Annotated in this window: 23 protein-coding genes; 10 read left to right on the top strand and 13 right to left on the bottom strand. The window is 64.1% G+C overall.

Annotation, left to right across the window (positions count from 1 at the left end; all coding sequences use genetic code 11):
• Positions 1–91: 91 nt before the first annotated feature.
• The 8 genes from F6X40_RS08875 to gspG form a co-directional block, all read right to left on the bottom strand.
• A complete protein-coding gene (locus F6X40_RS08875; protein WP_187627464.1) occupies positions 92–871 on the bottom strand; it encodes a type II secretion system protein N in 780 nt (259 codons plus the stop codon).
• Between the two features lie 28 nt (positions 872–899).
• Positions 900–1,403, bottom strand: coding sequence for a type II secretion system protein M (locus F6X40_RS08870; protein ID WP_184069902.1), 504 nt, complete (start codon positions 1,401–1,403; stop codon positions 900–902).
• Positions 1,400–2,809 (bottom strand): type II secretion system protein GspL, encoded by a 1,410-nt coding sequence (gene gspL / locus F6X40_RS08865; RefSeq protein WP_187627463.1) that lies wholly within the window; start codon positions 2,807–2,809, stop codon positions 1,400–1,402. The genes F6X40_RS08870 and gspL overlap by 4 nt, the downstream gene beginning before the upstream one ends.
• A 28-nt stretch (positions 2,810–2,837) precedes the next feature.
• Positions 2,838–3,953: a type II secretion system minor pseudopilin GspK gene (gene gspK, locus F6X40_RS08860; RefSeq protein ID WP_187627462.1), complete on the bottom strand. Its 1,116-nt coding sequence runs from the start codon at positions 3,951–3,953 to the stop codon at positions 2,838–2,840.
• A gap of 1 nt (position 3,954) precedes the next feature.
• Positions 3,955–4,629: a type II secretion system protein J gene (locus tag F6X40_RS08855; protein WP_187627461.1), complete on the bottom strand. Its 675-nt coding sequence runs from the start codon at positions 4,627–4,629 to the stop codon at positions 3,955–3,957.
• Positions 4,607–4,999: a type II secretion system minor pseudopilin GspI gene (gspI, locus tag F6X40_RS08850; protein ID WP_184069951.1), complete on the bottom strand. Its 393-nt coding sequence runs from the start codon at positions 4,997–4,999 to the stop codon at positions 4,607–4,609. Before gspI ends, F6X40_RS08855 begins: the two co-directional genes overlap by 23 nt.
• 52 nt (positions 5,000–5,051) lie before the next feature.
• Positions 5,052–5,579, bottom strand: coding sequence for a GspH/FimT family pseudopilin (locus tag F6X40_RS08845; RefSeq protein WP_409259081.1), 528 nt, complete (start codon positions 5,577–5,579; stop codon positions 5,052–5,054).
• A 189-nt stretch (positions 5,580–5,768) separates the two neighbouring features.
• Entirely contained in the window at positions 5,769–6,233 is a 465-nt protein-coding gene (gene gspG, locus F6X40_RS08840; protein WP_184069894.1) for a type II secretion system major pseudopilin GspG, read from the bottom strand.
• Between the two features lie 135 nt (positions 6,234–6,368).
• Between gspG and F6X40_RS08835 the strand changes: the two genes are divergently transcribed.
• Positions 6,369–6,782: a type II secretion system protein N gene (locus tag F6X40_RS08835; RefSeq protein WP_184069892.1), complete on the top strand. Its 414-nt coding sequence runs from the start codon at positions 6,369–6,371 to the stop codon at positions 6,780–6,782.
• 76 nt (positions 6,783–6,858) lie between these two features.
• Here F6X40_RS08835 and gspF read toward each other — a convergent pair whose 3' ends face one another.
• From gspF to gspD, 3 genes are read right to left on the bottom strand one after another with little or no spacing between them, the layout of a single operon-like run.
• Entirely contained in the window at positions 6,859–8,076 is a 1,218-nt protein-coding gene (gene gspF, locus F6X40_RS08830; RefSeq protein ID WP_184036826.1) for a type II secretion system inner membrane protein GspF, read from the bottom strand.
• 4 nt (positions 8,077–8,080) lie between these two features.
• Entirely contained in the window at positions 8,081–9,601 is a 1,521-nt protein-coding gene (gspE, locus tag F6X40_RS08825) for a type II secretion system ATPase GspE (protein ID WP_410452390.1), read from the bottom strand.
• Positions 9,598–11,988: a type II secretion system secretin GspD gene (gene gspD / locus F6X40_RS08820; RefSeq protein WP_187627460.1), complete on the bottom strand. Its 2,391-nt coding sequence runs from the start codon at positions 11,986–11,988 to the stop codon at positions 9,598–9,600. Before gspD ends, gspE begins: the two co-directional genes overlap by 4 nt.
• Before the next feature lie 497 nt (positions 11,989–12,485).
• On the opposite strand from gspD, the gene F6X40_RS08815 reads away from it, so the two are divergent.
• Both F6X40_RS08815 and F6X40_RS08810 read left to right on the top strand, forming a co-directional pair.
• A complete protein-coding gene (locus F6X40_RS08815; protein ID WP_090802338.1) occupies positions 12,486–12,929 on the top strand; it encodes a lytic transglycosylase domain-containing protein in 444 nt (147 codons plus the stop codon).
• A gap of 145 nt (positions 12,930–13,074) precedes the next feature.
• Positions 13,075–14,367, top strand: a complete 1,293-nt coding sequence (locus F6X40_RS08810) for a GTP-binding protein (RefSeq protein WP_187627459.1) — start codon at positions 13,075–13,077, stop codon at positions 14,365–14,367.
• A gap of 147 nt (positions 14,368–14,514) precedes the next feature.
• Here F6X40_RS08810 and F6X40_RS08805 read toward each other — a convergent pair whose 3' ends face one another.
• Complete coding sequence (locus tag F6X40_RS08805) at positions 14,515–14,793, bottom strand: HU family DNA-binding protein (protein WP_018418891.1); 279 nt, start codon at positions 14,791–14,793, stop codon at positions 14,515–14,517.
• Between the two features lie 18 nt (positions 14,794–14,811).
• On the bottom strand, positions 14,812–15,009 hold the full coding sequence (locus tag F6X40_RS08800; protein ID WP_090802341.1) for a hypothetical protein: 198 nt from the start codon (positions 15,007–15,009) through the stop codon (positions 14,812–14,814).
• A gap of 230 nt (positions 15,010–15,239) precedes the next feature.
• Between F6X40_RS08800 and mnmC the strand changes: the two genes are divergently transcribed.
• From mnmC to F6X40_RS08765, 7 genes are all read left to right on the top strand, one after another.
• Positions 15,240–17,207 (top strand): bifunctional tRNA (5-methylaminomethyl-2-thiouridine)(34)-methyltransferase MnmD/FAD-dependent 5-carboxymethylaminomethyl-2-thiouridine(34) oxidoreductase MnmC, encoded by a 1,968-nt coding sequence (gene mnmC, locus F6X40_RS08795; RefSeq protein ID WP_187627458.1) that lies wholly within the window; start codon positions 15,240–15,242, stop codon positions 17,205–17,207.
• A 939-nt stretch (positions 17,208–18,146) separates the two neighbouring features.
• Positions 18,147–19,352: a cation:proton antiporter gene (locus F6X40_RS08790; RefSeq protein ID WP_090802344.1), complete on the top strand. Its 1,206-nt coding sequence runs from the start codon at positions 18,147–18,149 to the stop codon at positions 19,350–19,352.
• Between the two features lie 87 nt (positions 19,353–19,439).
• Positions 19,440–20,555 carry a YbdK family carboxylate-amine ligase gene (locus F6X40_RS08785; RefSeq protein ID WP_184036839.1) on the top strand — a complete coding sequence of 372 codons (1,116 nt, stop codon included), beginning with the start codon at positions 19,440–19,442 and terminating at the stop codon, positions 20,553–20,555.
• A 569-nt stretch (positions 20,556–21,124) separates the two neighbouring features.
• Positions 21,125–21,763, top strand: coding sequence for a MarR family winged helix-turn-helix transcriptional regulator (locus F6X40_RS08780; protein ID WP_184069881.1), 639 nt, complete (start codon positions 21,125–21,127; stop codon positions 21,761–21,763).
• A gap of 142 nt (positions 21,764–21,905) precedes the next feature.
• Positions 21,906–22,619, top strand: a complete 714-nt coding sequence (locus F6X40_RS08775; RefSeq protein ID WP_184069879.1) for a glutamine amidotransferase — start codon at positions 21,906–21,908, stop codon at positions 22,617–22,619.
• A gap of 109 nt (positions 22,620–22,728) precedes the next feature.
• Positions 22,729–23,841, top strand: a complete 1,113-nt coding sequence (locus F6X40_RS08770; RefSeq protein ID WP_187627457.1) for an NADH:flavin oxidoreductase/NADH oxidase — start codon at positions 22,729–22,731, stop codon at positions 23,839–23,841.
• 213 nt (positions 23,842–24,054) lie between these two features.
• Entirely contained in the window at positions 24,055–24,588 is a 534-nt protein-coding gene (locus F6X40_RS08765; protein ID WP_187627456.1) for an SET domain-containing protein, read from the top strand.
• Positions 24,589–24,671 lie beyond the last annotated feature (83 nt).

The following is a 24,671-nucleotide window of genomic DNA, read 5'->3' as shown; positions in this document are numbered from 1 at the left end:
TGGTCGCAACTCGCGGCCATGCCTCTTTTTTCATCGCGCCACGCGCGCGAAACACGCGCCTCGGCACACATCAGCGCACGTCAGCCCCAACTCAGCGCACGAACGTCAGCGCCACCGTATCCGGCCCGCTAGGCCGGCCAAGCAGATTCAGCAGGCCGGCGAGGTTATCGTGCTGTTCCGGCGCGGCGCTCGCCGTGCCATGAAACGACGTCGATGCGGCCGACACCGTGCCGCTGCCGGTCAGCGTCAACGGACCCTTGATCGTGCTCAGATCGAGCGCCGACGACGTGCCCTGCGCCTGAAACCTGACCCGGTACGACCCGAGCGGCTTCACGAGCGACACCCGGGAGCTGACGTCGTCGAGCATCATCGTCAGCTGGCCGAACGCTTCGCCGTTGAAACTGCGCCACTCGGACCACGACAGCTGCACGTTGCCCTGCAGATCGAGCGTGTTGAATGGCGCGCCAAGCCCCGCGAGCAGCGACGCCGGCACCGCGAGCGCGCCGGGCGTGACGGTTGCGCCGCGCGGCGTCGCTTCGACCGTGACCGGGTCGGGCATCGCCTCGCTATGGCGCATGACCATGCGCACGCGTCCGGTGAAAAGCGGCCAGAACGCCGTGCGCCATTCGATCCGACCAGGCAGCAGCGTCGCCGCGCTCATATCGGCGCCGGCGGCCAGCATCAGGGTCGCCGAGCCATGCCACAGCGAGCCCTCGGCGTCGACGAGATTGACGTGCCCGTGCGTTTGCCGCGCGAACCGCGGCGTAATCCAGGCGGCCGGCAGTAACGCGAGCGTCACGGCCGCCACCGACAAAACGGCGACCACCAGCCACGGCAGCGCCGGACGCAGGCGCCACATCCAGTAATTCATGCGAGATCCTGTAGCGAGCGGCGCGTTGTTATTTCGCGGTCGACGGTTGCAGCGCGACCGTCAGATCGACCTGGCCGTCGTCTTTCAACGCGGTGATGTGCGCCTCGGAGACCTGCACCTTGAACTGCTTGCGCACGTCATCGACCCACGCGGTCCAGGCTGGAAACGCCACGTTTTTCATTTGCACCTGCACCGCGTTGCCGACGAACTGCACCTGCGTCGCGGCGAGGCCATGTTCGCCGAGCGATGCGGAAAGCGCGTCCTTCAGCGCCGCGCCGGTCGGCGCGACACCTTGCGCGGCCGCCGACAGCGAGCGCGCCTCGTTCGACTGCGCGGTCATCTGCGCAAGCTGCCGCTGCAGGCTGGGCAGCGATTCACGCAGGTGCGCGCGGCCTTCCTGCGCGGGCGCCCACAGCACCGACCATGCAATCGCCACGGCGAGCGCGGAGCCGCCCCACGTCAGCAGCGCCTTTTCGCGATCGGTGCGCTGGTCCCAGAAGCCAGCCCATGTTTGAGCGAGTTCAGCTTTCATTGTCCGTTCCTGATGGTCCACTTGCCGGTACTGCTGTCGATCGCGCCGGTAAGGCCGTTGCGCGCGAGGCGCTTGGCGAAGTCGGGGTCGACCTTGACCGCGGATTTGAAGGTCACGTCGAGGCGGTGCTCGTGATAGTCGAGCGCGGCAATGCCGTTGACCGGCAGCGGCGACAGCGAGCGCGCGAGGCCGTCGGCGAGCGACAGGAAATCCTCCGGCGACAGCTCGCCCGCCGCCACGCGCAGCTGTTGCACCTGACGCGCCATCTGATCGGGCGCGTCGAGTACGACGGTCGTCTTCGGGAACGTATTGAGCAGCAGCTCCGTCATCTGCGTGTTGATCGCGTCACGCTGACGCGCAAGCATCAGCCACTGCACGTTCGCGCCGATGATCGCGACGACGAGCGCGGCGACCGCGAGCACGATCGGCAGACGCAGACGCCGCAGCGTCGCGCGATCGAGGCGCCACGGCTGCGACGCGAATTCGAACTGGCACAGGTCGAAGCGGCATTCGAGCGCGCGTCGCGCGAGCTGCTCGAACGGCAGCGGACTCGCGCCGTGAATATGCGAGGCGAGCCGCGCGGGACTCGTCGTGGATTGGTTCGGCTCGTTGCCGGGCACCTCGGTCAGCATGTACAGCGACACCGACGCCGCACCCGCTAGCGCGGACAGCGTCGCGTTCACCGCATCGGCCGGCGCCGCGAAACCCTCGCCCTGGACACCGCGTGCAATCGCCAGTTCGACGCGCGGCACGCCGCTGTCGAGCGCGCCTTCGACGAGCAGCGCGGGTGCGGTCTGCACGACCGCACCGAGCACCGCGGCCACCATCGGCACGATGGACGGCGCTTCGGGCGCGACCACCGGCGCGATGCCCGGTAGCGACGTCGCGACGCTCGCCGCGCCGGCCATCGTCGGCTCGCGCACTTCGGCTGTTTCATCGACGTTCGCGGCAACTTCGGTCACCGGCGCCAGCGGCAGGCAACGCGTGACCGGCACCGCGCGCAGACTGCGATGACCGGCCGCCGTGAACGCCTCACAGATGAAACGGAACCAGCCGCGATCAATGATCGCGAGCAGGTGCCGACCTTCACCAAGCCCCTGCGGATCGACCGCGATGTGGCAGGTCTGCGGGTCCTGGATCAGTTGATCCTCGACGATATTGGGCAGCGCCTGGCGCAGCTTCGGGCCACGCAGCGGCGGCAGCGTCGCGGGCATCAGCAGCAGGTCGCGCGCGGCGAGCATCAGCACCGTCGTGCCGGCGCGCGGCAGCAGCGCGAGTGCCGAGCGGCCGGCGCGCTGCGTGCGCCCCGTCTTGTCGAGCAGCACGAACGGCAGCTCGGGCAGTTGCCATTCCTGCGAGGGCACCGCCGGATCACGCGGTGGCAATAGGACGATCAGCGTGCTCAAAGGCCACTCTCTCTGTGGATTGCGTTGTTCATAGTTGGTCTTGTACCCGCACGATACGCGTGGTGTGAGTTAGCGGATCGCGATAGACGAGCGTCGTGCGATCCACTTCGGCGCGCTCGTGCTGCACACTGCCGTGGACTAAAAAGTAGCTCGAATTGACGTCGAACTCATTCGGATCGATCGACACCGATTGCACACCGGCGGCGGTCAGCGCGAGCTGCACGTCGCCGACGTTGCGGAAAAACACGGTCTGGCGCCGCGCGACGAGTGCTTGCGCCTGCGACACGGTCATGCCCGGCACCATCGCCGCGATCACTTCGGCCGACGCGGTGTTCATGTTGATCGCGGTGGTCGTAGGCAGCACGGTGACGAACGGCCGCAGCTTCGCGACGATCTCCGGCGTGTAGCCCGGAATGTCGAGCAGCGAATCGACGCTCGTCATCAGCAGCGGCGCGACCGCCACGTTGTCGTCGCCGTCCTCGATGCCGGGCTGGTTCGTGAAGTTGCCGCCCGTCATACCGCCGCCGCCACCCACCTGCGGCGTGCTGCTGATCGACGTGCCGGTCTGAAAGCGCGTCGCCGATTGCGACAGCCCCGCGCGCACGTGCAGCGCGGTCACTTTGGCGAGCTGCCCGCTCAGGCCGAGCGACACCAGCAGGCGCTGATACGCGGCCATCTGCTCGGCGCTGATTTGCGTCACGCCGGGCGCCGGACTTGCGACCAGATTGCGCAGATTGAATCGGGACTGCGCGTCCTCGATCGATCCCGACAGGTAGGTGGCCGCGCCTTGCTCAGCGCGTACCTCGCCAATCTGGCCGAGAAAATCCGACAGCCGGGTTTTCGCGATCGGCACGCCCCACAAGCCACCCAGATACGTGATGCCAGCCGACGTATCGCCTTCGGAGCGCAGAATCAGCCGGGTCCAGTCGAGCGCGCCGCGCGCGACCCATTGCGCCTGCGACAACAGCCGCTGATTCTCGATGCGCCGGATTTGCACCTGCTGGCGCCACAACATGCCGGACACGAGGATCGCCGACAGCGCGACGACGAGCAGCGCGCTGATGATGGCCACACCGCGCTCGCGCGCGCCGGCCACGCGCGAACCGGATGCCGACCTTTTCGACGACGACGAGGAGAACGTCATGTCATTCTCCGACCAGAAAAACGCGCGTGACCGGCCGCGCGAGCGATGTTGCGCCGATGCTGACCTCGAGCCCCGTCACCGAGCGCGGCATCGGCGCGTTGCCGAGCTGCGGCACCTTCAGGTTGTTGACGGCTTCGGTCAGCGCGGTCTGTACGTCGTTCATCCGTATGGTCCAGCCGAGCTTCGGCACGTACATGCGCGCCGAGATCGAGCCGACGCCACCCATCAGCGGCACCGCGCTCCAGCCTTCGTCGCTGCCGTGCAACGCGCGCCGCAATTCGCCGACGTTGCCGAGCGGCGGCGACGCGTAGCGCACCACGCGGCCGTTCGAGATCTGATAGCGCACCACCTGCAGACGCGGCGCGGTGGCCGGCAGCACCATGTGCCGCACGATCTGCAGCGTGTTGCCGGACACCGAGACCGCGGCCTGGCCGGATTCGTCGTCGCTGGCGGCCTGGCGTGCGTCGATGCGCATCTGGTCGAACAGCTGCGCGAACACGCGTTCGTCTTCCATCGCGTTCGTGATCGTCGTGCGGCCGCGGATGATCTGATCGAGCCCGCGCCATGACAGCACGGCGATCACCGCGAGGATCGCGATCGCGACCAGCAGTTCGATCAGCGTGAAGCCGCGCGCGCCATAACGGCGGCGGCGCTCACAGCGAGCGGTTGTTTTCATTCGCGACCACCGTGACCATCTGCGCGAGATTGCCGGACTGCCCAGGCATCGTCACCATCACTTCGACACGGCGAAACACCGGATTCGGCGTCGCCGTCACGTGCTCGGTACAGCGCAGTTGCAGATTGCCTTGCGAGCAATCGAAGCTCGTTGAGCCGATGTTGGGCCATGCATGCTTCAGATGAAGGTCCGCGAGCGCGTTGTCCGCGCTCCAGCCGGCGAGCAGACGCCGGTGCAGATCGGCTTCGCCGCTCGCGAGACTGCCGACCGCGCGCAGCGACGCGGCAAGCGCGATCGCGATGATGGCGAGCGCGACCAGCACCTCGATCATCGTGAAGCCACGCTCCTCGCGGCACCCGACATCGCGCATCATGAAGAGGGAAGGGGCACGGACCGACCTGCCATAGCGAAGCATCCGCATCTCAGCGCACCTCGTAGCGGCCATTGCCGGTACCGACGATCGTCGCCTGGCCGGCCGCCGAAAACAGCGTGACCTGCACCGGCACGTCGATCGCCTCGGTACCGAACACGATGCGATCGGCGTGCGAATCCGAGCCCGGGTAACTGATCGCGACACTGGTCACGCCGCCTTCCCACTGACGCGGTCCGAGCAGATCGTCGCGCAGCGGACGCCAGCCGTCCTGGGTGCGCTGATCGAAACGGAAGCCGCCCTCGAACGGCTGCCACGCGATCGGCCGCGCGCGCACCTGCGCTTCATCGCCAGCCGATTCGAACAGCAACGCGAGACGCTGCGCTTCCTCGTTCAGATCGGTGCGCGGATTGCGGGTCATCGTGACCGCGGTCAGCGACACGAGCAGGCCCGCGATCACGAGCACGACCATCATTTCGAGCAGCGTGAAGCCTGCCGCGCGGCGGCGGCGCAGGCGGGAGCGCGGCCGCGAAGCCGTACACGGAGTGTCCACACGGGACTTGCAAGCGGACGTGCGCATAGTGCCGGCCATCGACGATCAACGGAAATTCATACAGCAATGCATCGGTGAAGCACGCACGCTTGCACGCGCCGCGAACATAACGGCGTGGCGGGCAGGGTGCCTGGCGAAACAAGCGGCCGAACCAGCGGCAAGGAGGGCGCGTGCATGAACATCATCGAGTCTGGCGGAATGCCAGGTTCAGCCTGTTCATTGCCAGGACCCGACGTCGGCGTCGTTGCCTTCGCCGCCCGGTTTGCCATCGGCGCCGTAGCTGAACACATCGACCTCGCCGTGCACGCCGGGATTCAGGTACTGGTACGCATTGCCCCACGGATCGTTCGGCAGACGCTCGAGATAGCCGCCGTCCTTCCAGTTGTTCGGCACCGGGTCGGTGGACGGCTTTTCGATCAGTGCGTGCAGGCCTTGCTCCTGGGTCGGATAGCGGCCGTTGTCGAGGCGATAGAGCTTCAACGCCTGCATCACGGTGCCAATGTCCTGCTTCGCGGCAACGCGCCGCGCTTCGTCCGGACGGCTCATGATCTTCGGCACGATCAGCGCGGCGAGAATGCCAAGAATGGCGATCACGACCATGATTTCGATCAGCGTGAAACCGCGTTGACGACGGCCGCGCGAACCCGCGTTGTCAGCGCGGCGAATGGTCGACAGTTGCATAGGTTGCTACCTCTTTTCAGGTGAAATTTTCGGCCCGGCTTATCAGATTGAACACGCCGGGCCGTCATTTTAATGTCATGCAGTTGAAGGGTTTCAACCCACCGCAATTTTCACAATAGTCCGTACAATGTGCGCATGAACGCCATCCAAATCCGCCTCCTGTCGCTCGCGCTGTTCGCCGCTTTCTGCGCGACGCTGACCTACTGGGTCATCACGCTCATCACGTTGTCCGGCGCGCCGTTGCCGGCTGCGGCGGCGCATGCGCAGGTCTCGACCGATCAGGCCGCGACGCTGTTCGGCGGACAGCTCACGCGCAACGTCAATCAGGACATCCATCTCTTCGGCATCCTCGCGTTGAGCGAAGGCGCCGCGGCGATCGTCAGCGTCGGTGGCGAGCCGCCGCGCGCGGTGTCGCTCGGCAGCACGCTGATGCAAGGCACCAGGCTCTCCGAGGTCCGCGCCCGCTCGATCATCATCGACCGCAACGGCGCCCACTCGGAAATCTTCCTGCCCCCCAACTCCAGCGGTCCCACCATTTACGTGCGCTGAAACCCGAAGCGGTTGCGCGGCTGATACCGCATGCCGCGCAAATCCTTTCTCTTCCTTCCTCGCGCTACGACGACTACTACTGCACGAGGTTGTTCAGTTCGATGATCGGCAGCATCACCGCGAGCACGATCACCAGCACCACGCCCCCCATCGCCAGGATCAGCAGCGGCTCCAGCAGGCTCGTCAGGAACATCGTGCGACGCTCCAGCTCGCGCGCTTCGCCATCGGCCGCGCGATCGAGCATCGTCGTCACGTCGCCGGTCGCTTCGCCCGAGCGGATCAGGTGCACGAGCACCGGCGGAAACGTCTTCGTGTTGCCGAGCGCGCGCGACAGCGACGTACCTTCGCGCACTCGCACGATCGCGTCGTCGATGTTCTCGCGCATCGCATTGTTGCTGAGCGTTTCGGCCGCGGCTTGCAGCGCGCGCAGAATCGGCACGCCCGCCGCGGTCAGAATGCCGAGCGTGCTGGCGAAGCGGACCGTGTTATAGCCGCGCACGAGCTTGCCGATCAGCGGCGCGGTCAGCAGCCAGCGGTCGAAGGCGAGCCGTGGGCCCGGTTGCCTGAGGGTCGCGCGCACCAGATAGACGACCACGATCGCGCCGATCAGCATCGCCCACCACCAGTGCCGCACGAAGCCGGACAGCGCCATCATCACGATCGTCAGAAACGGCAGTTGCTGCTTGGTGCTCGCGAACACGTTGACGACCTGCGGCACCACATAGCTGAGCAGGAACGTGACGATGCCGAACGCGATGATCGTGACGATCGTCGGATACGTGAACGCCAGCACGATCTTCTGCTTCAGTGCATTGCGCTGCTCGATGTAGTCGGCGAGCCGCGACAGCACCAGGCCGAGCTTGCCCGTGTGTTCGCCGGCCGCGACGAGCGCCCGGTAGATCTCGGGGAAGTCCTTCGGATGCTGCTGCAGCGCATTCGCGAGCGAATGACCGCCGAGCACTTCGGCGCGAATCGCCGCCATCAGCTCGCGGATGTAGTCGCGCTCCGACTGCTCGGTGAGCACCGCGAGCGCTTCGTCGAGCGGCAGACCCGCGATCAGCAGACTCGCGAGCTGCCGCGTCAGAATGGCCTGCTCGCGCTGCGACAGACGACGCCCGAGCGCGAGCCGCTGATTGCGCTCGCCGCGGGTGCGCGACGCCGCCGGTTCGACGACGAGCGGAGTGAGTCCCTGCGAGCGCAGGTTGGTGCGCGCGCCGCGCGCACTGTCGGCGTCGAGCACGCCTTTTTGTGCCTTGCCCGCCGCGTCGATCGCTTCGAAACGGAATGCCGGCATGCGCTTATGCTCCGCCCGTCACGCGAATCACTTCTTCGAGCGACGTCAGTCCCGAGGCGAGCCAGCGCTCTGAATCCTCGCGCAGCGTGCGCATGCCGTGCGCGCGGCCCGCTTCGAGAATTTCGGCGTCCGCCGCGTTGCGGTGGATCAGCGAACGGATCGTCTCATCGATCAGCAGCAGCTCGTAGACGCCGCGCCGTCCCGCGTAACCGGATTGGCCACAACGGTCGCAGCCGACCGGATGCCAGCGCTTGCTGCCGTCCTCTTCCGTACGCTCTTCGCGACATACCGGGCACAGCCGCCGCACGAGCCGCTGCGCGAGCACGCCGAGCAGCGACGAGGCGAGCAGATACGGCTCGACGCCCATGTCGGTCAGACGCGTGACGGCGGATGCCGCGTCGTTCGTGTGCAGCGTCGCGAGCACCAGGTGGCCGGTCAGCGAGGCCTGCACCGCGATCTGCGCGGTTTCGAGGTCGCGGATTTCACCGATCATGATGATGTCCGGATCCTGACGCAGAATCGAGCGCAACGCGCGCGCAAAGCTCATGCCGATCCGCTCGTTGACCTGGGTCTGGCCGATGCCGGACAGGTCGTATTCGATCGGGTCTTCCACCGTCATGATGTTGGTGGTCGCCGTCTCCAGTCGCGACATCGACGCATACAGCGTCGTGGTCTTGCCGGAGCCGGTCGGGCCCGTCACGAGCACGATGCCGTGCGGCTTGCCGATCAGCTTGTCGAACTTGCCGAGCGTGTCGGATGCCATGCCCAGCGCTTCGAGATTCAGTCGCGCCGCGTCTTTTTCAAGCAGCCGCAGCACCGCGCGCTCGCCGTGGCCGGTGGGCAGCGTCGATACGCGCACGTCGACCGGACGACCGCCGACGCGCAGCGTAATGCGGCCGTCCTGCGGCAGACGTTTCTCCGCGATGTCGAGCTGCGCCATGATCTTGATCCGCGAGATCAGCGCGCCGTGCAGCGCTTTTTTCGGCCGCACCACGTCGCGCAGCGTGCCGTCGACGCGAAAGCGCACCACGGACGCATTCTCGAACGGCTCGATATGAATATCCGATGCTTGTTCGCGCGCCGCTTGCGTGAGCAGCGCGTTGATCATGCGGATGATCGGCGCGTCGTCTTCCGATTCGAGCAGATCCTCGACCTCGGGAATGTCCTGCATCAGACGCGACAGATCGACTTCGCCTTCCACTTCACCGACCACCTGCGCGGCGCTGCCGTCCTGGCGCGCATAGGCCTGGTTGATCGCCTGCGCGAGATCGTCGGCGGGCACGCGCACGACCGATACCGTGCCGTAGTTGCGCGCGATTTCGGCAAGCGCGGCTTCGCTCGTGCGCTCGCTGATCCAGACTTCGAGGCTATCGGCATACTGATGCGCGACCAGGACCTGGCCGCTGCGCGCGAAACCGTACGGCACGAGCCGGGCGGCGAGCGGCGAGGGCGCCGCGCGCTCGCCGGAGGCGGCGCCGTTCAACAGACCTTGCGATGGCGCGGTTTGCGCGGGCGTCTGCGTCACGGACGAGCTCCCGGCGATACCGTACTCGGCCCCACGCCGCTGGCCGGATCGACGACCGCCGGTTGCGGCACGGTTTGCGGCATCGATTGCGGCACGGGTTGCGTGGTGGGCTGCGCGTTGGCTTGCGGCACCGCCTGCGGCGGCACCTGTTGAGGCACCTGTCGCGGTGCCTGCTGCGGCATCATCTGCTGGCGGCGCATCTGGTTCAGATCGAACAGGTTCAGCGCCGGCACACCGCCCTGGCTCGGGCCGAGCGGCATCGGCGGCACGACCGGATCGTCGCGATCCTTCATGATGTTGTTGTCCGAACGGTACGCACCCTGCACGCCCTGGACGTAGTCGTAGCGGTTCGCCGTGACGGCCTGGGTGGTGTCGCGATCGGCGAGAATGACCGGGCGCAGGAATACCATCAGGTTAGTCTTGTCGCGCGTCTTTTGCTCGGAGCGGAACAGCTGGCCCAGCCACGGAATGTCGCCGAGCAGCGGCACCTTGCTGTTGCTGACCTGGTAGTTGTCCTGCATCAGGCCGCCGAGCACGATGATCTCGCCGTTATCGCACAGCACGGTCGACTGGATCGAACGCTTCGTGAATTCCGGGCCCGCCGGGTTCGTCGCCGCGTTGTTCGTACCGTTCACGATCGCCGAATCTTCCGTGTAGAGCTGCAGCTTCAGGATGCCGCCGTCGGTAATCTGCGGCTTCACGTGCAGCGTCAGACCGACATCGACACGGTCGTACGTGTTGAACGCCGAGCTCGTCGTGCTGCTCGTCAGGTTCGAGTACGAACCGGTCTGGATCGGCACGTTGGTACCGACGATGATCTTCGCTTCTTCGTTATCGAGCGTGATCAGGTTCGGCGTGGACAGCACGTTCGCGTCGGCGGTCTGCGACAGCGCCTGCAGCAGCGCGCCGAGACCCTGCACGCCGAAAATGTTGTGGATCCAGCCAACGTTCAGGCCCTGTTGCAAGTTCTGGGCGCCCAGTGCCGCAGCGAGACCGCCGGTCGAGCCGGCAGCGGCCGCGGCCGCCGTCAGGTTGACGATGCTGTTGCCCGAGCCAGTCGACAGGTTGGTATTGGCATACAAGTTACCGTTCGCGACCTGCCACTGAATCCCGAGGTTGCCGCTCGTATTCGAGTTCAGCTCGACGATCAGCGCCTCGATATACACCTGCGCGCGACGTGCATCGAGCTGGTCGATCACCGCGCGCAAGTTGCGGTACGTCGCTTCGGGCGCCGTGATGATCAGCGAGTTGGTTGCGGGATCGGCCGTGATCATGCCGCCGCCCTGGTCCTCGCTCTTCTCCTTGTCTCCGCCGAGAAAGCCGCCACTATTGCTATTCGAGCCCGAGGCGCCGCCGCCCATCGGCGAGTTCATCGAGCTGCTGCCGAGTCCGCCTGACGGCAACGGTGGCGTGCCCGACGTGCCCGTCGAATTGCTGGCGTTCGACAGACCGCCGCCGCCACCACCACTGCTGTTCTGGTTGAACGAGTTCGCCTCGTTCGAGCCGCCCGACGAGCCTTCGCCGCCGCCCTTGCCGAGCATGTTGCGCAGCGTGCGCGCGAGCTTGGTCGCGTCCGCGTTGCGCAGCGGCACGACGTGAATGTTGCCCGGCATCGTGGTCGGCACGTCGAGCTGTTTCGCGAGCTCCTTTGCCGCCGCGAGACGTGCGGTGTTCGACGCGCGCATCAGTAGCGAGTTGGTGCGCGGATCCGCTGCGATCGACACCTTCAGCGTCGCGTCCGTACTGCCTATCGAGCCCGGATCGAGCATCTTGTTCATCTGCTGCGCGATGTCGATCGCATTCGCATTCTTCAGCGGCACGACCGCCACCGACTGGCCTGCCGCGTTATCGATGCCCGCGATGATCTGCGCGATGCGCCGCACGTTGTCGGCGTAGTCGGTGACGACGATCGTATTGTTGGCGGGGTAGGCCGCGACGGTGTTGTTCGGCGAAATCAGCGGACGCAGTACCGGCAGCAGGTTGTTGGCCGATTCGTTCCTCAGCGTGAAGACCTGCGTGACGACCTGGTCGCCGCGCGCCGTCGGCGCGTTGCCGACGTAGGTCGGCACGCCTTGCAGCTTGGCGTCGGCCTCGGGCACCACTTTCAGCACGCCGTGATCCTGCACGAGCGCGAAGCCCTGCATGCGCAGCGCGGACTCCAGGGTTTTGAGCGCCTGATCCTCGGGTACCGCGTTTTCGGACACGAGGTTCAGTTGCCCCTTCACCCGCGGATCGACGATGATCGTCTTGCCGGTCGCCGCGCCGATCGCCTTGGCGACCTGGTCGATGTCAGCGTTGACGAAGTTGAGTGTCACCTCTGCCTGTGCCGTCTGCGCGGTGATCAGTCCAGCCACCAGCAGCGCCGTTGCCACGCGACGCAAAGCCATACAATTTCTTCTCATGGAATGTGATATCGATGCCGGCAGCCTCTGCCACCGACGGTCATGCGATGCGGACCTGGCAGCAAGCTACCGCCCGGTCGGTCTGTGAGCCGGCCCCAAAAGCGAGTTTCGCTTCGAGCTCCAGCGTCCCGACGTCCGAAAAAAACGAACAGTAACAGCTTTTCATGTCGGATTTGAAACAAAACAAGGGGCCTCATGCGAATCCTTACGGAATCGCAGGGTGGTTATTGAATTGAAAGCTGACCGGCACCGTACCTGGACTCCATTACCCGGCTTTGTACGGTCTTATGTCGGTTAGCCAACTTGACGAAGGTCGGACTGCCGGTATGATACGAGCCGTTCGACTCACTGCTATGTGTTTGCTGACGCGGGTTTTCCCCGATGCTCGACAAATGCCCGGCCAGCTTGCCGTTGCGGCCGAAATGCGGCCGGCAAACTGCCTTACCGATTCTTACCTCGGGTTTATCCAGTCCTGTTGACCGATGAAAAGTCCGCTCGTCACCGTCGCCGCCACGCTCGCACTGCTCGTCGCAGCCGGCTCCGCGCGCGCCGACTGCTTCGACGAAGCGGCGAAGTATCAGAAGGTCAACCCATTGATTTTACGGGCTATCGCGTGGCAGGAGTCGCACAACCGGCCGGATGCGCAGCACAAGAACGCGAACGGCTCGACCGACTACGGTGTGATGCAGATCAATTCGGTGCATCTGCCGGTGCTCGCCCAGTACGGGATCTCGCAGGGCACGCTGATGGAGCCGTGCAAGAACGTTTATATCGCGGCGTGGCATCTGCGCCGCCAGATGAACAAGTACGGCAATACCTGGCAGGCGGTCGGAGCATACCACTCTGAGACGCCGGCGTTGCGGGACAAATACTCGCAACAGATCGCCGCGATTCTGCGTAGGTGGAAGTTGATGCCCGCGCAGTAGGCTTGTCCAGCGCTGTCGCTTGCGCAGGCTGCGCCCGTTTTAATGCACAATGCGGCTTCATGCTGCTGTCGCGCCGTCGCAGCGACGCCGACCATTTGGCCCCGCCCCCGGCACGCCTTTCAATCCTCCCGTATTCCGTACCGCGATGAACCAGCCGCTATTGCCCATCACCGTGCTCTCCGGTTTTCTGGGCGCCGGCAAGACCACGCTCCTGAATCACATCCTCGCGAATCGCGCCGGTTTGCGCGTCGCCGCGATCGTCGACGATCTCGCCGCGGTCAATATCGACCCGACGCTCGTGCGCCAGGCGGCCGACCTGTCGAGCGTCGACGAGCAGGTCGTTGAACTCGAGAACGGCTGTATCTGCTGCACGCTGCGCGGCGAGCTGCAAAACGAAATCCGTCGCCTCGCCGGCGAAAATCGCTTCGACGCGCTCGTGATCGAATCGAGCGGCATCGCCGAGCCGATGTCGAGTGCCGAAACCATTACATTCGAGGGCCACGAAGGCGCGTCGCTCGGCGACGTCGCGCGGCTCGATACGATGGTCACGATCGTCGATGCGTTCAACTTCCTGCGCGATTATGCGTCGGCCGACGCGCTCGCCGAACGCGACATCACGGTCGACGAAGACGACGACCGTACGATCGTCGAATTGCTGATCGAGCAGATCGAGTTTTGTGACGTGCTCGTCGTGAACAAGATCGATCTCGTCAGCGCCGACGAGCTCGCGCGTTTGCAGCGCATCCTCGCACGCCTGAACCCGCGCGCGGTGCAACTCGTGAGCCGCTTCGCCGACGTGCCGCTCGACCAGATCGTGAACACCGGACGCTTCGATTTCGACGAAGCGTCGAATGCGCCGGGCTGGCTCGCGGCACTCGAGCACGAGCACGGCGGTCAACACGGCCACATGCATCGCAGCGAAGCCGACGAATACGGCGTCGGCCATTTCGTCTATCGCGCACGCCGGCCGTTTCATCCGCAGCGGCTGTGGGAGCTGCTGCATCGAGAGTGGAAGGGCGTACTGCGTAGCAAGGGATTCTTCTGGCTCGCGACGCGCAACGATATCGGCGGTTCGCTATCGCAGGCCGGTGGCGCTTGCCGGCACGGTCCGGCGGGCATGTGGTGGGCCGCGCAGGATCGCAGCGAATGGCCGGCAGGCGACGACGAGCTGGCCGCCGAAATCGCCGCCGACTGGTACGGCGCGCCGGACGATACCAGCATCGGCGATCGTCGTCAGGAGTTCGTGCTGATCGGCGTGGATATCGACCCCGCCATCTGGCGCGCAAAGTTCGACGCCTGTCTGCTCACCGACGACGAATACGCGCTCGGGCCGCAAGCCTGGCAGCAGTTCCCTGATCCGTTCCCGGCGTGGGAGTTCGACGACCACGATCATGATGATGATCGCGGCCATCATCATCACGGGCACGGCGACGACTGAGAACATGGCGGACATGACCACGGCGAGAACGCGCATCGTCATGACTGAACGAAGCACGTCCCGCGCTTGAACCATATGCATGGACGAAAAAGAACCCGCCACTGGCGGGTTTTTCTCGCGGGTGTCAACTGCCCGGCAGGAATCTGCCTAGCGCTTGTTGACCGAGTCCTTGAACGCCTTGCCTGCCGTGAATTTGACGGTCTTGGCAGCCGGGATCTTGATAGTTTCGCCGGTCTTCGGATTACGACCCGTACGCGCTGCGCGCTTGCCCGAACCAAAGCTACCGAAGCCAATCAACTGGACCGCCTCACCCTTCGACACAGACTTCTTGATCACTTCAAGCAACGTGTCCAGCGTTTCACCGGTTTGAGCCTTGCTGGCGCCCGTCTGTCCTGCGACAGCGTCGATCAGTTCCTGTTTGTTCATTAAGGTTCCTTTCTGAGTTTAGGTTGATACGAACAGCGCGACCGCGCCGATTATACGTGCGCGCACCGCGCCGTCGAGCAGCTGCGGCCCTGATCCTGACGATCTCCCGCGCCGGACAAAACCCTGTTCGGCGGCCGTGCTGCCGCTCCCTTCGCGGCGCTTGCTATGATAGCGCAGCGCAAACCCAATCAGGATAAGGGTTTCGAGGAATTGCACGGTTTTCGGACCGTTCTTGCAAGGAAATCGAAATTTTGCCCCTCAGCACCCCCTAAACGAGGGCTGAAACCCAGTCCTGGCGGGGGTTAGCGTTGGTTTTTGCCAACGCAGCAAAGCGTCTAAATGCGTCCTGATGGGTCTTTTACGGCGACTCGCGCGCAGCGCGCGCCGGCTCGAACCATCGAACCCGCTCTTTCGAGCGACCTTTTGAGCGTGTTTTCCCGTCGCGCATGACCGATCCGCTGATCCCCGCCGTCCTCGCTTTCCGCGACAACGGCAGCCCCTTTTCACCACACTACGACGACATCTATCACAGCGCCGTCGGCGCGCTCGAGCAGGCTCACTACGTCTTTCTGCGCGGCAACGAATTGCCCGAAAGATGGCAGAGCCGCCGTACGTTCACCGTGCTCGAAACGGGCTTTGGCATCGGCATCAACTTTCTCGTCACGTGGGCCGCATGGCGCGCCGATCCGGCTCGCTGCGAGCGGCTGCATTTCGTGTCGACCGAGAAGCATCCGTTTAGCGCCACCGATCTGCGCCGCGTTCACGCAACGACGATCTCCGATCCGCTGATCGCCGGGCTCGCGAACACGCTCGCGAACGCTTGGCCGATGCTCGTGCCCGGCACGCACCGGCTCGAATTCGAAGGCGGCCGCGTCGTGCTGACGTTGATCTTCGCCGATGCGCTCGACAGCCTGCCCACCTTGCGGCTGCGTGCCGATGCGTTCTATCTGGATGGCTTTGCGCCCGCGAAAAATCCAGAGCTGTGGAGCCCGGCGATCTTCAAGGCGCTCGCGCGCGTCGCGGGCGATGACGCGACCTTCTCCACCTATAGCAGCGCGGGCGACGTCAAACGCGTATTGACGCAATGCGGCTTCGAGTATCGCAAGGTCGACGGCTTCGGCTGGAAACGCGCGATGCTGGTCGGCCGCTTCGCGCCGCGCTGGCGTGTGCGCCGTTATGAGCCGCCCGCACCGTTCTGGCACGACGAACGACACGCGGTCGTGATCGGTGCGGGACTGGCCGGCTGCGCGGTGATCGAGCGGCTTGCGGCGCGCGGCTGGCGCGTGACTTCGCTCGAACGGCATGCGTCGGTTGCACAAGATGCGTCTGGCAATCCAGCCGGCGTATTTCACCCAATGATTTCGCGCGACGACAGCGTCGCGTCGCGCGTCACGCGGGCGGGCTTTCTGTACGCGCTCAATCGTTGGGCAGCGCTCGAAAGTGCAGGGCATCGGCTCGCGCGCGGCGATCGCGGTCTGCTGCAGATCGCCGCGGACGACGACGAGGCGCGCGCAATCGGCGAGGCCATCGGCGCGTTCCGCTATCCGTCCGACTACGTGACGCCGGTGTGCGCGTCCGATGCCGAGCGACTCGCCGGCGTGCCGCTCGCGCGTGGCGGCTGGTTCTTTCCGCGCGGCGGCTGGATCGATCCGGCTTCGCTGTGCGCGGCGCAATTCGCATCGGCAGGCGGCTTGCTCGAACGACGCTTCGGTGTCGACGTCGCGCGGCTCGAACGTTCCGGCGATCAGTGGACCGTCTTCGATATCGCGGGAAAGGTAGTCGCTCGAGCGCCGGTCGTGATCGTCGCTGGTGCGCATGAAGCTGCGCGCATCGCTGGCTTGCGTCATGCGCCGACACGCAGCATTCGTGGTCAGTTGAGCTTGCTGCCGGCGGGTACCGTCGCGCCGCTTGCGCTGCCGGTGATCGGCGAGGGCTACGCCGTGCCGCTCGCGAACGATGTCACGCTGACAGGCGCGACCTATGAACTCGACGACCCCGACAGGTCGCTGCGCACGGACGGTCATCGCGAGAATATCGAGCGCGTCGCGCAGATGTTGCCGTCGTTCGCAAGCGCACTCGATGCCGCGCCGCTGACCTCGCTCGCCGGACGCGTTGCGTTTCGCTGCGTGACCTCGGATCGCATGCCGATGATCGGCCAGCTCGCCGACGAAGCCGCTGCCGCCCGCGATGCTGCCCGCCTGCGCGGCGCATGGCCGCTCGATCTGCCGCGTCTCGACGGTCTGTACGGCGCATTCGCTTATGGTTCTCGCGGGCTGGTGTGGGCCGCGCTCGGCGCTGAACTGATCGCCTCGCAGCTCGAAGGCGAGCCGTGGCCGCTCGAACGCGATCTCGCCGAAGACATCGACCCTGCGCGCTTTCTGCTGCGGTCCTTGCGACAGGGAACGATCGGTTAGCCGGCTTCGACCATTGCGAAGTTATCTCTGCGCCCGGCACGTTAACTCCGCCCGCCCTGTAAACCCGGTTCCGGCTTGTCCACTGCGACCTGTGGATAACCGCGCGGTTAACCGGCGCAAGTCGTGTGGAACCGTTGTGGACGTAAACGGGGTAACTGGGACATCGCAAAAAAGTGCGAAAAGTTGCTCGCGTATACCGGCAGCCGCCGCACATGCTGTGCATCCGGTTATGCGGCCGGGAACTCGATGATTTGTTTCGGTAAACATAGGTTATCCACAGAAACCGAGGCAGCTTGTTAACTGTTACTACGTATACATACGGTAAACCAGTAAACAGCAAAGACGGGGGCTAACGCCCCGCCTATCGGGCTAGCTGAGTTTCGTTCGAGTTCGCGTAAACCGGATCGCTCGACGCGCTGCGTTAACGACAAAACCGCGCATCGAAATCACCGACGCGACGGTAACGCCCGAGAGCGGATTCGCCGTTCGCGACGTGGTCGAAACTGATGCGATACCTCGAAAAAAGGTCGCTTTTTCCGTTCGCTGGGAAAATAACGTTCTTTTTTACCGTTTTGCCTGCGAGTTAACGTCTTTTCGGTTAACCCGGAAAAAGCTATGGCACAATCCCCGTTTTTCCGCGTCGTGCCACAGCAATGACGGCACGCGCAGCAATGGAACGGTGCCGGTCAAACAGAATCTGATTCACGGTCGACGGCGTTCCTTCAGCGTGCCTGTTGCTACTGCCGCATCCCGTGTATGTGCCCGACTCCGTGCGGTTCTTCGCGGCCATGGCGCATGCCGATCATCCGATCATTGAAACCTCGCAACGCTGATTTCGCGAAGCGCTTGCGACAACGTGCGCTCCCCGTGCGCTCGTGACGGCGTGCGTGTGCGCCGGTTCGTGTCGTCTGCCGTTGCTGCCAAGGAGAACCCATTACGATGAATTCGGCGTTTTCGTTTTTGCCAGCGTGGCCGCTTTCGCCCGACGCCATTTTCTGGGCGGGTCTTGCATTGCTTGCCGCCGGTCTGTGCGGCGAGCTTTGCTATCGCGCGTGGCGTTTACCGCGCATTTCCGGCTATGCGGTGATCGGACTCGTGGCCGGCGCGGCAGGCTTTGGCGTGATCGATGCAGATTCCGCGAGCGCCGCGCGGCCGCTGCTCGACGTCGCGCTCGGCCTGTTGCTGTTCGAACTCGGCAGCCGGCTCGATCTGCGCTGGATCCGCCGCAATCCGTGGCTGATTCTGTCGAGCGTCGCCGAAGCCACGCTGACTTTCGTGCTGGTGCTGCCCGTGTTGCTGTTTCTGCACGTGCCGCTGATGGTCGCGACCGTACTCGCCGCGATCGCGATGGCGACATCGCCCGCGATGGTGATCCAGCTCAAAACCGAACTACGCGCGGAAGGCCAGGTCACGCAGCGTCTTCTGACCTTGACCGCGCTGAACAGCATGTACGCGGTCGTGATCGAAAAGCTCGTGTCGAGCTGGCTGCATCAGGAGGTTTACGGCAACGTGTTCGCGACGATCCTGCAGCCGTTGTACCTGCTGGTCGGCTCGCTCGTGCTCGCGTATCTGCTCGCGCGCACCTGCACGTTCTTCTATCGGCGCCTGAACATGCAGGACGAGCATTCGTTCGTGGCGCTGTTCGGTCTCGTGCTGCTCGCGATCGCGATCGCGCATCTTTTCAAGCTGTCGACGATTCTCGCGCTGCTCGCCGCGGGCATCATCGTGAAGAATCACGAAGTGCGTCCGCAGTTGTGGCCAGAGCATTTCGGCACCGCGGGCTGGCTGCTGACGGTGATCCTGTTCGTGCTGACGCTGACGTCGTTCGAATGGAAGCACATCGCGTTGGGCGGAGTCGCCGCGCTGGGTCTGATCGTTGCTCGCCTCGTCGCGAAGCTGGTCGGCGTGCTGGCGTTCGCGAAGCCGAGCGGCCTGAACTTGAAGCAGGGCATCGCGCTCGGCCTGTCCTTGTCACCGATGTCGGCGCTCGCGTATCTGCTTGTCGACGACACGTACAACCTGTATCCGAACTTCGATCCGCAACTGCGCGCAATCGCTATGTGTTCGATTTTCGTGCTGCAGATTCTCGGGCCGTGGCTCGTCTATCGCAGCCTCGCGCTCGTCGCCGAGCGGCGCGAGGGGTAAGCGTGAAACGCGCATGGGCTGCCGTGCGCGTTTCACAAACCCGTCTTTCAATTCCTTCGCCTCAAACGACCTGACTCAGGGGACGCCATGTCACTCGAACCCTTCATCGACTCGAAACCGTTCACGTTCGGTATCGAGCTCGAAATGCAGATCGTCAATACGCACGACTATGATCTGACCAAAGCCGGCACGGATCTGCTGCGCCTCATCAAGGACGAAAAAATCCCCGGCAATATCACGCCGGAAATCACCGAAAGCATGATCGAGCTGTCGACCGGCATCTGCACGTCGCACGAACAGGCGGTCACCGATCTGCGCAAGATTCGCGACACGCTGGTGTCCGCGGCCGATCATCTGAACGTCGGTCTGTGCGGTGGCGGCACCCATGCTTTCCAGCAATGGAGCGAGCGGCAGATCGTCGATACGCCGCGCTTTCAGTATATTTCCGAGCTATACGGCTATCTCGCGAAGCAGTTCACCGTGTTCGGCCAGCACGTGCACATCGGTTGCCCGAATCCGAACAGCGCGCTGTATCTGCTGCATTCGATGTCGCGCTTCATCCCGCATTTCATTGCGTTGTCCGCGTCGTCGCCTTTCGTACAGGGCGTCGATACCGGATTTCATTCGGCACGTCTGAATTCCGTGTTCGCGTTTCCGCTGTCGGGCCGCGCGCCGTTCGTGCTGACGTGGGACAGCTTCGAGGAGTATTTCTCGAAGATGGTCCATACGGGCGTGGTCAACAGCATGAAGGATTTCTACTGGGATATCCGTCCGAAGCCGGGCTTCGGCACGATTGAGGTCCGCGTGATGGATACACCGTTTTCGGTGGACCGCGCCGCGGCGATCGCCTGCTACATCCAGACGCTCGCGCGTCATTTGTTGCTCGATAAGCCGATCATGCCGCAGGAAGACGACTATCTGGTCTACACGTTCAACCGTTTCGAAGCCTGCCGGTTCGGACTCGGTGGCACCTGCATCAATCCGCAAACCGGTGAACGCAAGACGATTTCCGAAGATATTCTCGAAACGCTCGAACAGATCGGACCGCATGCGGAAGCGCTCGGCTCGGTGAATGCGCTGGCCGAAGTCGGCGCGATCGCGCGCGGTCAGGTCAACGACGCGACGTGGCTGCGCAGTGTGTTTGCGCAGGAAAAGTCCTTGCACGAAGCGGTACGCCAGCAGTGTCTGCAATGGCGCGCCTAGTCGCGAAGACTTCATGAAACCGTTTGCGTGCGCCAGCTACGCGACGTTCCGACGAAACCCGCCGCGTGCGGGTTTTTTTTCGTAAGAAAATTTTATGGTTTTTCGCGCGCGCAACCCTTCAGGTTTTTCGAAAGCTTACGTATACCAGCGTAGTAGTCGTAAGCAGGCATTGCCAAAGGCTGTGGACAACTGAATAATTTCCTGCAAAGTCAATGCACTGGGGAAATGATAACTGGGCTCGTAAAACGGCCTCCGGCCACGCCTGGCAAGCGCAACCGAGGAAACGTTCAACACGCTGCAAGTGCTTGTTGCAAAACGGTACACAGGCTGTCCAAACGTTTTCCCCTGCTTATCCACAGCTCGCGTTGGATAAGTTAGCTGTACGATTAGCCGCTGTCGCATAGAATGTCGTTTTTCGCCGCCTTCGGCTTCCAAGACGGTGTATTTTTGAGATAGTACAAACGGTTTCATCCGCGGTTGGACGAAGCTACCCCACACACGCAACGGGTGTACTCCGGCAGGCAGCCGCCGGCATTGCACCAAAGCGGTAAATAAACGAATCGAAGATTATGAGCGAAGGCGTATACGGAGAACAGGCAGCCGGGCGAGTGACCCACAGCCTCTTGCGATTGAGCACGGCGATGCGAAGCCAGGCTTGGGAATGGGCGGAAGGCGCGGGCCTTACGCCGACCCAGGGCGAGATCCTCGTGCTGTTGATGCAACGTAAGGGGCCGATGCGTCTCGGCGAAATCGCGCGTGAAACGGCGCTGACTGCCGCGACCACCAGCGATGCGGTCAGCACGCTCGAGACCAAGGGCCTCGTCGAAAAGCGTCGCGCACTCGACGACGGTCGCGCGCTCGCGGTACGTCTGACCTCGCGTGGCCGCACTGCTGCCAAACGCGCCGCGCAATGGCCGGACTTCCTCTCGAAGGCGGTCGGTACGCTGCGCGAGGACGAGCAGTCCGTGTTCTATCGCACGCTGCTCAAGACCATCTATCAGCTCGAAGCGCAAGACACGATTCCGTCGCATCGTATGTGCCTGAGCTGCACGCATTTCCAGCCGAGCAAGAATCCGAAGAAGACGCCGCATCACTGCGCGCTGCTCGACCTGAACATGTTGGACACCGATGTGCGTCTCGACTGCTCCGTGCATGAAACGGCGGACGTCGCCACCCAGAAGAAGACCTGGAAGATCTTCGCCCAATAATCGGCGTCTTCCTGGGCAATCCGCTAACATGGCCTGGCCGGCGACGGCGGGCGGTATGCGCCGCCTGCTTGCCGGCTGGTGCCGTGCAAGGATAAAGTCGTTGGCGGCAGGTCGTTAGTCAACCTGAAGATAGGGCAGGCCGATGAATCGGGAAGTACTCGCCATCCGCCATGTGCACTTCGAGGATCTGGGCAGTCTCGAGCTCGTGCTCGGCGAGCGCGGGCGTCCGGTCCGTTATCTCGATGTGGGCGTTGCCCGTATCGAGGCGCCCAATCCGGTTGCCGCGTCGCTGATGGTCGTGCTGGGCGGCCCCATCAGCGCTACCGACGACGCGCTGTACCCCACGCTCGCGCCGCTGCTGTCGTTGATCGAAAAACGCATCGCGGCCGGTCTGCCGACACTCGGTATCTGCCTTGGCGCACAACTGATCGCGCGGGCGCTCGGTGCGCGCGTCTACCCCGCGGCTCAGGCCGAACTCGGCTGGACGCCGCTCACGCTGACCGATGCCGGCCGCGCCTCGCCGCTGCGTCATCTCGATGGCGCTCATACCTCGATGCTGCATTGGCACGGCGACACCTTCGATCTGCCGGCCAACGCGACCCGTCTGGCATCGACCCCGGCTTGCGAGAATCAGGCCTTCGCATGGGGCGATCACGTACTGGGCTTGCAGTGTCATCCCGAGATCCGCACCGATCGGTTCGAACCTTGGCTGATAGGGAATGCGAACGAACTCTCGGGCCACGGCATCGACGCGCGTCAGTTGCGCGCCGACACCGGCCGATACGGTCCCGTGCTCGAAGCCGCCGCGTGCCGCATGTTCGGCGAATGGCTCGATCACGTCGAGACGCAAGCCTGAATGGCTAGCCGAATGGCGACGTAAGCGGCCAGCCAGGTGCCACGTTCATGCAGTAAACCGCGTGCGGTGCTATCCTCGATCGCTCTCGGGCTTTCACTGGGCGTAATCCATGAGCGCGCTTTTCTCTCCGCTCACGCTGCGTAGCGTGACGCTTCCCAATCGTATCGTCGTCTCCCCAATGTGCCAGTACTCCGCCGAACGCGGCGAAGCGACCGCATGGCACATGATTCACCTCGGCGGTCTCGCGCTGTCCGGCGCGGGCATGCTGTGCATCGAAGCAACCGCCGTCGAGCCGGACGGGCGCATCACCCCCGGCGATCTCGGCTTGTGGGACGACGCGACCGAAGAGGCGCTCGTGCCGGTGCTGGCCGCGATCCGCAAGCATTCGCACGTCAACGTGACGATGCAACTGGCGCACGCGGGCCGCAAGGCATCGAGCCACGTGCCGTGGGAAGGCGGCCAGCTGATTTCGGTGTCGCAAGGCGGGTGGCTGCCGCATGCGCCGTCGGCGCTGCCGCACAAGCCGGGCGAGGAGCCGCCGCTCGCGCTCGATGTCGTCGGCCTGAACCGGATTCGCGAGGCGTTCGCCGCGTCCGCGCGGCGCGCCGCGCGTCTTGGCATCGATGCGCTCGAAGTGCATGCCGCCCATGGCTATCTGCTGCATCAGTTCCTGTCGCCGATCGCCAACCAGCGCACCGACGACTACGGCGGCTCGGTCGAAAACCGCATGCGTTTTCCGCTCGAAATCTTCGACATCGTGCGTGCCGCATTTCCTGCCGACAAACCGGTCGGCGTGCGCGTGTCGGCGACGGACTGGGTCGAAGGCGGCTGGACGCTCGAAGACACGATCGCGTTTGCACACGAGCTGGAAAAGCGCGGCTGCGACTGGATCGACGTGTCGTCGGGCGGTGTCTCGCCGCTGCAGCAAATTCCGCTCGAGCCGGGCTATCAGATTCCATTCGCGAAAGCGGTCAAGCACGCAACCGGTCTGACGACGATCGGCGTCGGACTCATCACTGATCCGCTGCACGCCGAGCAGCTGATCGAAACGGGCGATGCCGATCTGATCGCGCTGGCTCGCGCGCTGCTCTATAACCCGCGCTGGCCGTGGCACGCCGCCGCTAACCTCGGTGCGACCGTCGAAGCGCCGCCGCAGTACTGGCGTTCACAACCGCGTGAGCAGAAAGCGCTGTTCGGCGACATTTCGTTTGGTCAACGGTGACGCCCGTCGCACGTTGAACGAACGCATCGGCTGACGGTTGAAGGAAGCCGTGGACAACGTGTAGGATGCCGGTTGTGGCGCGGTGCGCGTCGCAAGTCGACGCGGCGCTTTCAGGGCGCCGCGTTTGCTATTCGCGTCAGAAAAAAGCCGCGCGCACGACGTGCCTGACGATTGCCAGATTTGATTCCCCAGTTCTTCACAAGGATTCATTCAATGAATTCACGCAGGATCGCCGTGCGCCGTTCGGGTGTGCACGGCAAAGGCGTGTTTGCTCTCGAACCGATCGCGGCCGGCGAGCGACTGATCGAATACAAGGGCGAGCGGATTACCTGGAAAGAAGCGTTGCGCCGCCATCCGCATGATCCGGCTGAACCGAATCACACGTTTTATTTCGCGCTGGATAACGGCAAGGTCATCGACGGCAAGGTGAACGGCAATAGCGCGCGCTGGATCAATCATTCATGCGCGCCGAACTGCGAAGCCGAGGAAATCGACGGACACGTGTACGTGCATGCGCTGCGCGATATCGCGGAGGGCGAGGAAGTCTTTTACGACTACGGCCTCGTGATCGACGCGCGTCAGACGAAAAAGCTGAAAAAGGAATACGAATGCCGCTGCGGCGCGCGCAAGTGCCGCGGCACGATGCTGGCGCCGCCGCAGAAGGGCAAGGGCGGCGGCAAGTCGGGTAAAGGCGCCGACAAGGGCGAAAAGTCGAGCAAATCGGCGAAGAAATCGAAGAAGAAATGAGCCGCGGGTCGGTGCGCGGCGGTAGCTGTCTGCGCTGATCGAAGCGCTGAGGCGAACGCCGCCACGGCAGCCGGGCAAACCTT

This window comes from Paraburkholderia sp. UCT31 (genome assembly GCF_014397655.1).
In the GTDB taxonomy this organism is placed as follows: domain Bacteria; phylum Pseudomonadota; class Gammaproteobacteria; order Burkholderiales; family Burkholderiaceae; genus Paraburkholderia; species Paraburkholderia tuberum.
The sequence above is the reverse complement of the archived record's forward strand: the minus strand, read 5'-3'. Positions and strand labels throughout refer to the sequence as shown.

Coding starts and splice junctions, on each gene's coding strand:
- gspK (WP_187627462.1), bottom strand. CDS start 3,953: ATGACGTTCTCCTCGTCGTCGTCGAAAAGGTCGGCATCCGGTTCGCGC.
- F6X40_RS08855 (WP_187627461.1), bottom strand. CDS start 4,629: ATGAAAACAACCGCTCGCTGTGAGCGCCGCCGCCGTTATGGCGCGCGC.
- F6X40_RS08770 (WP_187627457.1), top strand. CDS start 22,729: ATGAGCGCGCTTTTCTCTCCGCTCACGCTGCGTAGCGTGACGCTTCCC.
- F6X40_RS08780 (WP_184069881.1), top strand. CDS start 21,125: ATGAGCGAAGGCGTATACGGAGAACAGGCAGCCGGGCGAGTGACCCAC.
- F6X40_RS08875 (WP_187627464.1), bottom strand. CDS start 871: ATGAATTACTGGATGTGGCGCCTGCGTCCGGCGCTGCCGTGGCTGGTG.
- gspI (WP_184069951.1), bottom strand. CDS start 4,999: ATGCGCGATGTCGGGTGCCGCGAGGAGCGTGGCTTCACGATGATCGAG.
- F6X40_RS08805 (WP_018418891.1), bottom strand. CDS start 14,793: ATGAACAAACAGGAACTGATCGACGCTGTCGCAGGACAGACGGGCGCC.
- F6X40_RS08810 (WP_187627459.1), top strand. CDS start 13,075: ATGAACCAGCCGCTATTGCCCATCACCGTGCTCTCCGGTTTTCTGGGC.
- F6X40_RS08785 (WP_184036839.1), top strand. CDS start 19,440: ATGTCACTCGAACCCTTCATCGACTCGAAACCGTTCACGTTCGGTATC.
- F6X40_RS08765 (WP_187627456.1), top strand. CDS start 24,055: ATGAATTCACGCAGGATCGCCGTGCGCCGTTCGGGTGTGCACGGCAAA.
- F6X40_RS08870 (WP_184069902.1), bottom strand. CDS start 1,403: ATGAAAGCTGAACTCGCTCAAACATGGGCTGGCTTCTGGGACCAGCGC.
- gspF (WP_184036826.1), bottom strand. CDS start 8,076: ATGCCGGCATTCCGTTTCGAAGCGATCGACGCGGCGGGCAAGGCACAA.
- mnmC (WP_187627458.1), top strand. CDS start 15,240: ATGACCGATCCGCTGATCCCCGCCGTCCTCGCTTTCCGCGACAACGGC.
- F6X40_RS08845 (WP_409259081.1), bottom strand. CDS start 5,579: ATGCGCACGTCCGCTTGCAAGTCCCGTGTGGACACTCCGTGTACGGCT.
- F6X40_RS08790 (WP_090802344.1), top strand. CDS start 18,147: ATGAATTCGGCGTTTTCGTTTTTGCCAGCGTGGCCGCTTTCGCCCGAC.
- F6X40_RS08815 (WP_090802338.1), top strand. CDS start 12,486: ATGAAAAGTCCGCTCGTCACCGTCGCCGCCACGCTCGCACTGCTCGTC.
- gspG (WP_184069894.1), bottom strand. CDS start 6,233: ATGCAACTGTCGACCATTCGCCGCGCTGACAACGCGGGTTCGCGCGGC.
- F6X40_RS08835 (WP_184069892.1), top strand. CDS start 6,369: ATGAACGCCATCCAAATCCGCCTCCTGTCGCTCGCGCTGTTCGCCGCT.
- F6X40_RS08775 (WP_184069879.1), top strand. CDS start 21,906: ATGAATCGGGAAGTACTCGCCATCCGCCATGTGCACTTCGAGGATCTG.
- gspD (WP_187627460.1), bottom strand. CDS start 11,988: ATGGCTTTGCGTCGCGTGGCAACGGCGCTGCTGGTGGCTGGACTGATC.